Below are 10198 nucleotides of genomic sequence, written 5' to 3' on the forward strand. Positions count from 1 at the left end.
GTAACGATATTGTAATAAGTCTATTAGGCTAAAGAATAATAGGAATTGCCATTTCACATAGAACTTAATTTTACAAGATTAGCTTAATCCTATTACACTCAAAATATCGCTTTTCAATTTACAATTCCTGCAACTCCACCATCTTCCGAAATCTATCTTGTTTCTGTACGAGGGCATCAAAATGATCCACATCCAGGATTTTCCCCTTATCCATAAAGACGATACGATCTGCATTGCGGATGGTAGAGAGACGGTGTGCAACAGCAAGAATGGTGTATTGACCCTGTAAGGCATCAATACTCTCTTGAATTGCTTTTTCGGTTTCGGAATCGAGGGCAGAAGTAGCTTCATCCAGAATAAGGATATCAATTTCTTTAAACAACTCCCTGGCGATGGAGATTCGTTGTTTCTGTCCGCCACTGAGGTTGATACCGTTATTACCGAGTTCAGTATTTTTTCCGTTTGGCAACTCATTTAGAAAATCAGCGAGTGCAGCTTGTTGCGCACTGCGCTCAAAGCGTTTAAGGTTTTCAGGGGTTGGTGGGGCCCAAAAAGTTACATTGTTATAAATGGTGTCATTAAAAACCACCGGATCTTGACTTACATAACCAATCCGTTTTTGATAGCTTTCTTTATTTATTTCTTTTAACGGGATTTCATCAATCAAAATGCGGCCTTGACTTTCTGGTAAAAGACCTGCGATCAGGTTGACCAAAGTGGTTTTACCACTACCGCTTTCTCCTACAAAGGCCACGCTTTCATTGCGTTTAATCTCGAGATTGATATCGTTTAAAATTTGTTCTTCTCCATACGCAAAATTGACATGCTCGATGGTTATTTTTTTATCCAAACTCTTAATAGTAGTTTTTCCAGTTTTTTCTTTTCCAGCTTCTAAGTGTTTTTGGAAATCCTGCATATTTTCAATGGAACCGGAAACAGCCATATAGGAATTCCAATAGCCCTGCAATGCCATTAACGAACTGAGCGCTCTATAAAAAAACAATAAACTAATTAAGATCACACCTATATTACCACCAAAGAAAGTGGCTTGAATAAAAATAACAACCGCTATAATAATCACCAACATAGGTTCACGTGCGGCGGTGGCAATACTGTTTAATGAGCCAATGCGTCTTAGAGATTTTTCAATATTAAAAATGGTTTCCTTTAGCTTCTCACCGTATTCGTTAACCATACCGGTGGCTTTCAAATATTTAAAATGTCCGACATGCTGAATAACTTGTCCTTGAAAAGTAGAGTTGTAACGTGTCAATTCTCGAGAAGCCCCTTTGGTACGTTTGTAAATAAACTGGTATAGAAAATTAGTTAAGACCCCGCCAATGGTTACCAATACCGCAAACTGTGGATCAGCCATAAAGGCAAAACCAATATAAACCAGCACCATAACGGCTTGCTGAAAAGTATGAAAATAATTGGCAAAGGCAAGCGAAACTCTCCCTACCTCGCCTGTCATTGTATTTTGAATACGCCCTACATCAGACAAGATAAAGCGTTTAAAATCCAATCGATTTAGAAGAGTTAGGAGGTTGAGTCTAATTTTACGATTAAAGCTTTGTAATAGGATAACGAGATAAATACTCCTCATATAAGTGGCGACTCCTTTGAGAACAAAGAAGACCATCATCATGATCAACACGCCAACCAAAGTCATGGGAATGCCTAAGCCTTGAATTGCTTTGATAAATATGCCTAATTGCCCCATTTCGTCAGGATTGGCTAAGCCGCCATCTTCTACTACTTGTAGCAAAGGAATAAACATGGTCAATCCCAAGCCGTCCAGAAAACTCACGGCAATACTAAGGATAAAAGCAATAAAAATCTTGCTACGAAGGTATCTGTAGAAAAAGGTAAAGTCCTTAAAGTACTTTTTTACTAAATCTTTTAGCTTTTGCATGAACTGGCTTCGTTGTTATTTATTCTTTTTGAATCAGCCGCGAAATTATACATTTTTAATAAGATAATCTGTGTTTATGAAATAAATAGACTGCTAGATGCTAGTAATTTGTAATTGACGAGAGGTGAGATTTGAGACATGAGATGTGAGAGATCAATCATCTGAAAAATAAAAATGTTTAAAGCTTATGCTAAGTTGCTGATTTTTTTTTTAGAATTAGGATTGGGGAGAGCCTCCATCTCGGCACTTCGACAAGCTAAGCACAGCGCTTCGCTCGATGACCGATCTCGGCTCTTTTTGTCTTTGAGCGCAGTCAAAAGGTAATGACGTTTCCAGACTGTTTACTTCATCACAATTCCTGCAATTCTACCATTTTTTTAAACCTATCTTGTTTCTGAATCAATTTTTCAAAAGAGTCCACATCTACAATTTTCCCTTTGTCCATAAATACAATTCGGTCTGTGTTGCGGATAGTCGAGAGACGATGGGCAACTATAAGCAGGGTGTATTTTCCTTGTAAGGCTTCGATGCTGCTTTGGATAGCTTTTTCGGTTTCAGAGTCTAAAGCCGAAGTGGCCTCGTCCAAAATCAATAAGTCAATGTCCTTATAAAGTTCTCTTGCAATAGAGACTCTTTGTCTTTGTCCGCCGCTCAAATTGATGCCATTGTTGCCTAAAATGGTATTTTCTCGTTCATTCAGTTCTTGCATGAATTCTTCTAAAGAGGCTTTTTGGATGCTTTCCTCAAAACGAAGTTGATTTTCAGGTGTTTTTGAGTCCCAAAAAGTCACATTGTTAAAGAGATTGTCATCAAAAATCACTGGATCTTGGCTGACGTAACCGATGCGTTTTTGGTAAGTCTTAGATTGAAAATCACTTAGTGAAATGCCTTCTATTTTAATACTTCCACTACCAGGATGTAAAAGACCGGTAATCAAACTAATAAGGGTAGTTTTACCGCTACCGCTTTCTCCGACAAAAGCGATGCTTTCATTTTTTGAGATTTCAAGATTTATCTCTTTTAAAATTGGTTTTGATCCATAAGAAAAATGGAGGTTTTCTATGGAGATTCCGCTTTTAAACGTTTTGAAAGCAATTTTACCATCGGTAAACTGATGTTGCCTTAAGGTGTCGCTAAAGGATTCAATATTTTCTAAGGAACCCGAGACTTTTAAAAAGGTATTCCACTGCGCTTGAAGTCCGATTAAGGAAGTCAAAGCCCTATAGAAGAAGAGCAAACTAACCATAGCCGTACTCAAAGTACCTCCGAAAAAATAAAATTGTACCCACATAACAACTGCCAATACAACAATCACGACCGGTTCTATCACCGCACCTCCTATACTGGACAGCATCCCCAATCGTTTTCGGGAGGCTTCTATGGAGAAGATGGTTTCTTCCAGCTTTTTGGTGAATTTTTCGATCATTCCAGTGGAACGTAAATATTTGAAATGCGCTACATGTTGAATAATCTGACCCTGAAAAACGTGGTTTTGCTCAGTTAAGCTTCTGGAAGCTTTCCGAGTGCGACTATAAATTATTTTGAATAAAAAATGTGAAATAATACCAAAGACAATCACTAAAAGAGCAAATCCAGGATTGATAAGGAAGGCGAATCCAAGATATACCAATGCCATTAAAGCGTTTTTAAGTGTTCCAAAATAAGTGGTAAAAGCATTGGAAACCCGATCAACCTCCCCGCTTAAAGTGTTTTGAATACGACCTGAATCAGTTAATATAAATTCTTTAAAACTGATTTCGTTCAATCCTCTTAATAAGAAAACTCTGATTTTTCTGATAAATGCCTGTTGTAAAATAATAAAGTAGATACTACCGAAGTATTTTACAATTCCTTTTAGGATAAAAAAGACCAACATAACGAGTATAATCTTGGTCAAACTAAGGTTAATACCAATATTTCGAATGCCTTCCACCAGAAAGCCTATTTTTCCCATAACAGATGGATCGACGCCTCCTTCTTGATTGAGCATTTGCAACAAGGGCAAAAACATCGATAATCCCAAGGCATCCAAAACACTGGTGAGAAGACTAACGAGTAAGATTAAAAACACCTTATTACCGAGATGGGCGTAGAAAAAAGAAAACCCGGATGTGTATTCTTTAAAAACTCCTTTGGAATTGCTCATATCTATAGTTAATGATAGGTTTAACAAAACCTATTCAATGAAATTATTTAATTATTCCTACCCCGAGAGAATATTTTTGAAAACTTGGTTTTCAAAAGTTTAAGCTGTAAAGGTATTAAGCTTTTATTTAATTTCTTTCGTTCTTTCTTAGTCTTCAGTAAAGGTTTGATTTCTTTGTATAGCGTTCTTGCCTCTACATTTCTATTTTTGAGCTCTGGGGTACTTATCTTTCGGGTAGACATTAATCCAGAAACCCTTAGATTGATAAGCTTGTAGGAAATGTCTAAATACTTTTCTCTTACAAATTCGTTTTTATCTTTTTCATATATCTCTTTAAAGATATAATAATGAACTAGCAATAAATCTTGAGGTCTCCTACCGCTATAAACTCCGCCTGAATGCCGGTTATAACCCGCTAAGATTTCTTTACTATAATATGCATTTTTGGCTTTTAAAAGATGATAGAAAAGATGAACGTCAAAAGAGAACTCATACTCGTCCAATACTTTTGCCCCATCGGGTAGGTTTCGAAATAAAACAGTAGAAGGCCTTATAAACCAGTGTTTTATTAAATCTCCCAAATCAAAGTAAAAACCTTTTTCATCTTCTTTTTCAGGAGAGACCAAACTGGTTTTTATCACTGATTTTTCTTCCCCGTTTTGAATCAGATTAAAAGCGCCACAAACCAATGAATAATCGGGGTTTGATTCTAAAAACGCGACTTGTTTTTGTAGCTTATCCTCTCCTATCCAGTAATCATCTCCATCACAAAGCGCTATATATTTTCCCTTAGCCCTTGGATAATTAAACCGTAGGTTAATACCCCCAGCTTTCTTGGACCATTGATTTTCCGTTTGTAAAATGGGTTTGACTAGTTCAGGGTATTTATGTTGAAACTCTTTAATAATAGTTTGTGTGGCATCTGTAGAGGCATCATCGTGAATTAAAATTTCAAAAAGAAAGTCACATTTTTGGCTCACTAAACTTTCGAGACAATGGCGAATGTACTTTTCGTGATTGTAGGTGACACAGAGTATGGAAACTAGCGGTTTTTTCATATTTCCTTAATCAAGTAAGTGGATTTTTGATCTTTTTTGAATTCGTAAAAACCTAATTTCTTATAAAAAAAGATTAATATTTGATTGGCATTTCGCACTTCGGTGTGCAGGCTTGAAATGGGTATTTTTTTCCCTTCTAAATTATGGAACAGTATTTTTGCAAAATCGCGACCAAGGACTTGTATTTCTGGCGAAACTTCTGAATCTTGATCCTCTAAATAGTTTAAAAGCCCAATGATCAACTCCATCCCTTGACCGCGATATTGTCTCTCAATACTGAAATTGGTAATAAAAAGGAACTGTTTTTCTGTATTGTAATAACTAGCCATCAAGCCGATTAATCTTTCTTCTACAAAATACTCTAATCGAACAGCGCTATCTGCTAATTTTTGTGCATAAGTATCAATGTCAACATAGGTGTGTAAAGCAGGCTTAAAATCTTTATCTACACGCCATAGATGCTCCTGAATCTGTTGAGCATTCGATTTGTTGAAGGAATAATTTTTCATTGTTGGAGAGATGATTTGATATTCTTTTAAATAAGTTTGAATTTGATCGACACTGTTAAACATACAAACATCCAAAATGGATAAAAAGGGAACAAAGGCTTGGTCAAATTGTGGGTATTCAACATTTTTGGTCTTATAAAAACAGAGTTTTATTTGTTCATTCGCAAAATCTTCAACACTATACAGTTCTTCTCCACTAACCGAGTTGATATAATGCGTTGCATGCAAGGCTTTACAAACGCCAATCACCTTGTCCTGCGCTTTGAGTTGGTTAATTTCTTTACCGATTTTAGAAAATACTTTTATCGGTGTTTTAATTTCTAAGTACTCTTTAATCGTCTCTACACTATGTAGAATATAATTAAATAAATTGTGGTCTTCAAAACATATAATTTTTTCAACCAGCGGGAAGAAGGTGTCAAAATAAGGTGCTTTCCTATAATTAGCCTCAACCTTTCTTAGAAGCTTCGCTCCTTCTGTTTTAAAATCAGCTACTAAATAGCGCTGATCTACATCCAAAAAATCTGAATCTTTTTTAACCGGTAAAATAAAATAAGCATCCTTTCCATTTTGAAGCATGCGATTCCTTCTAATCCAACTGGCTCTTGAAAATTCGATGTTATCGTAAATAACAAATTCATCTACCATATTCATCAGTTGAAAATAACCGATATAGGGTAAAAAATAGGGTTGCATGATTCCGATCTTCTTCATTCGAAAAGATGTTTTAAAAGCTTAAAGTTTTGTTTGGACTTTTCTTCTACTATTGGGATTTGCTGGTCAAGTTTTTCTTTTATTAGTTTTAAATGCTGAATACAATCTTGTATTTTCTCATATATATCTTCGCTTTTATTGGGGTCAGCAACATAATCTAACATGGCTGCTTCCTCTGCAAAGCCTTTTAGCTTATGTGCATCAGGACCATTTCCATATTCTATAATTACCGTAGGAATTTTCTGGCTCAATCCAGCCACCGCACCGTGAATTCTCCCGCTGATCAACATATCAAAATTCCCTATAATAGCTTTAGTTGTCCAAGGATCATAGACCTCGTCAAGTGTAAAGATTCTATTTGAATAGCCTTTTTGGGACAAAATTTCTTCCAACTGTTTGATATTTTCGTAATCCCTACCGTGAATAAGACGAAAGGGTTTTTCATTAGGGATAAATCCGTTGGAGTGAGACATCAAACATAATTTCACTTCCTGATTTTCATTCAGAAATTTTATCAGCGGATTTACTATGAAATCATAGTCCGAATCTTTCCTCTTTGAGGTATCAAATGTCTGTGTGGGGAAATTCCATCCACAGAGAATAACGCCTACCACTAAATTCAGTTTTTCTCGATTTAGCAAGGAATGGATTTCCGCAATTTTTAAATTTTTCTTTGGTTCAAATAAAAAAGAAGGACAGCTTAAGTCTTTTAGTTTGCTTAAGTTAAAACCATTATCTTCTAAAATCTTCCTACTAAAACTTTCTCTATTGGTCACCAAATCAAAGTTTTCAAAAACCTCTTTTGCAAAATCGAGATTTTTTCCTTGGCTAAAAGGCCCAGGAGAGCCTGCCATCATTACGGTTTTTTTCCCTAGAAGCTGCGCTGTTCTATCCTTGTATAAACCCACTAAAAAACGATTTTTCCCTAAAAAATCTGCATTATCTCCCCAAATATCGCCGCTGAAATCGATTATCAAATCTGCTTCCATTACAGCATCCATAAAAGAAGTTGTTTCTGATAGTGGATTTCCGTTATGATACTCCAACGCACGTTGATATTCTTTTTGAGCTATGGACAGATCATTTTCATTAAACCCATAATACCATTCCATAGGGACGACTTCAACATTCTCGTCAATGCAAAATCGTTCAGACAATTGTAAAGTTGTTTTAATTTTGGAATCTGGGAAAGTACTATGTAGCATCCTGATGGCGGGCTCAACAATATAATAATTGCCGATGTTCCCGAATTCTATTCTACCCCAATGCACTGTAGATTGACCGAAGATAAATATATTCATTGTTGAGTTTATTGACTGATTGCGGAATGGATTTTTTTCTCCTAATTTCAGATTTATAAGAGTTTTAGTTTAGATGAATCAAATTCTTGTTTTTGAGTAGTTTTGTTCAAATAAACGGAAGCAGGATCAGTACTTTTAGAAATTGCACATAACATTCCGACAATAGTATATTCTCTAAGAGTTATATTTGGCCCAATCACGGATCCTAAACCTATAAAGACATTTTTCTCCAATTTTACGTTACCAGCCAATATACCAACAGAAATAAAGCAGTTATCACCAATTTTGCAGTGATGTCCTATCTTTGAACCAATGATTGTTGTATTATCACCGATTTCAACAAAATTTGAAATGGCAGTTTCTACCCCAATATATACATTTTCTCCAAGAATAAGATCTTCAGGAAAGTTAGGAATAGGCCAGATACAATTTACGAAACTGTATCCCAATTTCTTGGCATCTTGAAAAAGCTCTTCTCTGACCCGATTTACATTTTGCGGCCCTACGGCTATAAACATTTTAAACTTTTCTGGGGGATAAGTGTTCAAAATATCTTCATAGTGAACCACTGGATATCCATTAAGTTCAGACTTATCCAAGTATTCTTTTTTTACGGTAAAGGCTACCACTTCGTGAAGCTTATTTTTCATCATTTCGTGAGCTACCAACTCTGCGTGACGTCCAGTACCATATATTATAACTTTCTCCATTGTATTTTGTTTGCTTGCAAATAAGTTTGGTTAAAAAATGATCTGGGGATAGATTAAATAAATGTCTAAACAAATTGAGCGAAAGAACATTTTAGTTTGTTTAGGTTGAGTAAGATGGAAAAAACAGCTATTAGCCTTATAAATCTAATCTTTCTAAGATATGTATTGGTTAAGTCTTGTTGCATCAAAATTAAAACTAATTCTTTTTTTCTTAAATCTTATAATACTAAAACTGCGAAATTGAGAAGTTCCGCCCTATAATGTCCACTAGGTTTTAAGAATATCCTTCAAAATGCATATGTTTAGATTAAAAAATAAGTGTTTTCATTATTAATTCTCTTTACTTATTACCTATTACTTTGGAAAATTGAAACGAAATATATTTGATTCCATGTTTTTCCAAAACTACGCCACTGCATCACCATCACCAAGAACTCCTGTGTTTAATTAAAAGTTGCTTTTATACTTAACCGTCGCGCTAATAAATGTTCAAAGATACAGAATTCATTAAATTAACATGGTTTTAAGAGTTTAAATATTTACTGCTTTTTTCAATCTCCACTAAAGGGGAGAGACTTTACCCCCGCCCTAAAGGGAGCTGGATACGGCTAGTTATTAAAATGGGTTCGGAATATTTATACAACCCTTTAGGGGACGGGGCTTAGGACGTACCCCCCGCCCTAAAGGGAGCTGGATACGGCTAGCCATTAAAATGGGTTCGGAATTTTTATACTCTCCTTTAGGGGACGGGGGCAGGACGTACCCCCCGCCCTAAAGGGAGCTGGATACGGCTAGCCATTAAAAGTGTTCGGAATCATTATGCTCCCCTTTAGGGGACGGGAGTCAGGACGTACCCCCCGCCCTAAAGGGAGCTGAATACGGCTAGTTATTAAAATGGGTTCGAAATTTTTATACTCTCCTTTAGGGGACGGGGGTCAGGACATACCCCCCGCCCTAAAGGGAGCTAGATACGGCTAGCCATTAAAAAGTGTTCCGAATATCTTTATACTCCCCTTTAGAGGACGGGGGCAGGATGTACCCCCGCCCTAAAGGGAGCTAGATACGGCTAGCCATTAAAAAGTGTTCGAAATTTTTATTCTCCCCTTTAGGGGGCGGGGGTCAGGACGTACCCCCCGCCCTAAAGGGAGCTGGATACGGCTAGCTATTAAAAAGTGTTCCGAATCTTTATACTCCCGTTTAGGGGACGGGGGGCATGGGGCGCGGGGGTCAAAGCATAAGATAGAAATAAATTACAAATGCACCGAATAATTTTTCTTATCTTAGTTCTATTCAGAGTCAAGCATTTTTTATCTCAAATAATGAAAGATGGCCAAAATTTATATCGAGATCTGGGGATGCATAAAGGAGCTCCACCAAGTTCCTTTATTAAGGCAAAAAATCTTCGTCTAAATATGACTATCGCTGAAAAAATATTATGGGAGTATTTAAGAAACAAGCAGTTTCAAGGGCACAAATTCAGAAGGCAACATCCAATCCATATTTATATCGTAGACTTTTATTGCCATGAATTAAGCTTAATAATTGAAATCGATGGAGAATACCATCAGAAAACTGCTCAAATCAATAAAGATATAGAACGGCAAGTCCTTTTAAAGTTTCAAGATCTTCACTTAATTCGCTTCACTAATATGGAGGTTATTAACACAATTGAAAAGGTATTGGAAGATTTGAAACAATATATTTCAGAAATGTCTGGCGATCCTAAAGGGAGCTAGATTCGGCTAGCTTTTAAAAAGGTGTTCGTGTTTGTCATCCTCACCTTTGGGGCAGGCTTTACCCCCCGCCCTAAAGGGAGCTAGATACGGCTAGCCATTAAAAAGTGTT

The 10198-nt window shown here is 36.4% G+C and carries 7 protein-coding genes; 1 reads left to right on the forward strand and 6 read right to left on the reverse strand.

Features of this window, described 5'->3' with window-relative positions; all coding sequences use genetic code 11:
- Nucleotides 1–118: 118 nt before the first annotated feature.
- The 6 genes from G440_RS0116110 to G440_RS0116135 all read right to left on the reverse strand — a co-directional run bounded on the left by G440_RS0116110 (nt 119) and on the right by G440_RS0116135 (nt 8353).
- Nucleotides 119–1915 (reverse strand): ABC transporter ATP-binding protein, encoded by a 1797-nt coding sequence (locus G440_RS0116110; RefSeq protein ID WP_026452234.1) that lies wholly within the window; start codon nt 1913–1915, stop codon nt 119–121.
- A 349-nt stretch (nt 1916–2264) separates the two neighbouring features.
- Entirely contained in the window at nt 2265–4061 is a 1797-nt protein-coding gene (locus G440_RS0116115) for an ABC transporter ATP-binding protein (RefSeq protein ID WP_026452235.1), read from the reverse strand.
- 47 nt (nt 4062–4108) lie between these two features.
- Nucleotides 4109–5119 (reverse strand): glycosyltransferase family 2 protein, encoded by a 1011-nt coding sequence (locus G440_RS20235; protein WP_051285438.1) that lies wholly within the window; start codon nt 5117–5119, stop codon nt 4109–4111.
- The gene (locus G440_RS21045) at nt 5116–6342 is read right to left on the reverse strand and encodes a WbqC family protein (RefSeq protein ID WP_084426850.1); all 1227 of its coding nucleotides are present in this window, start codon (nt 6340–6342) and stop codon (nt 5116–5118) included. Before G440_RS21045 ends, G440_RS20235 begins: the two co-directional genes overlap by 4 nt.
- The gene (locus G440_RS0116130; RefSeq protein ID WP_026452236.1) at nt 6339–7643 is read right to left on the reverse strand and encodes a polysaccharide pyruvyl transferase family protein; all 1305 of its coding nucleotides are present in this window, start codon (nt 7641–7643) and stop codon (nt 6339–6341) included. Before G440_RS0116130 ends, G440_RS21045 begins: the two co-directional genes overlap by 4 nt.
- A 53-nt stretch (nt 7644–7696) precedes the next feature.
- The gene (locus G440_RS0116135) at nt 7697–8353 is read right to left on the reverse strand and encodes a PglD-related sugar-binding protein (protein WP_026452237.1); all 657 of its coding nucleotides are present in this window, start codon (nt 8351–8353) and stop codon (nt 7697–7699) included.
- A 1319-nt stretch (nt 8354–9672) separates the two neighbouring features.
- Between G440_RS0116135 and G440_RS0116140 the strand changes: the two genes are divergently transcribed.
- Complete coding sequence (locus G440_RS0116140; RefSeq protein WP_245574880.1) at nt 9673–10089, forward strand: endonuclease domain-containing protein; 417 nt, start codon at nt 9673–9675, stop codon at nt 10087–10089.
- The last annotated feature ends 109 nt before the right edge of the window (nt 10090–10198 follow it).

Source organism: Aequorivita capsosiphonis DSM 23843 (genome assembly GCF_000429125.1).
Lineage (GTDB): Bacteria > Bacteroidota > Bacteroidia > Flavobacteriales > Flavobacteriaceae > Aequorivita > Aequorivita capsosiphonis.

What these genes read in the sequence shown, in the direction of transcription:
- G440_RS0116110 (WP_026452234.1), bottom strand. Translation starts at nt 1,915, where the DNA reads ATGCAAAAGCTAAAAGATTTAGTAAAAAAGTACTTTAAGGACTTTACC.
- G440_RS0116115 (WP_026452235.1), bottom strand. Translation starts at nt 4,061, where the DNA reads ATGAGCAATTCCAAAGGAGTTTTTAAAGAATACACATCCGGGTTTTCT.
- G440_RS20235 (WP_051285438.1), bottom strand. Translation starts at nt 5,119, where the DNA reads ATGAAAAAACCGCTAGTTTCCATACTCTGTGTCACCTACAATCACGAA.
- G440_RS21045 (WP_084426850.1), bottom strand. Translation starts at nt 6,342, where the DNA reads ATGAAGAAGATCGGAATCATGCAACCCTATTTTTTACCCTATATCGGT.
- G440_RS0116130 (WP_026452236.1), bottom strand. Translation starts at nt 7,643, where the DNA reads ATGAATATATTTATCTTCGGTCAATCTACAGTGCATTGGGGTAGAATA.
- G440_RS0116135 (WP_026452237.1), bottom strand. Translation starts at nt 8,353, where the DNA reads ATGGAGAAAGTTATAATATATGGTACTGGACGTCACGCAGAGTTGGTA.
- G440_RS0116140 (WP_245574880.1), top strand. Translation starts at nt 9,673, where the DNA reads ATGAAAGATGGCCAAAATTTATATCGAGATCTGGGGATGCATAAAGGA.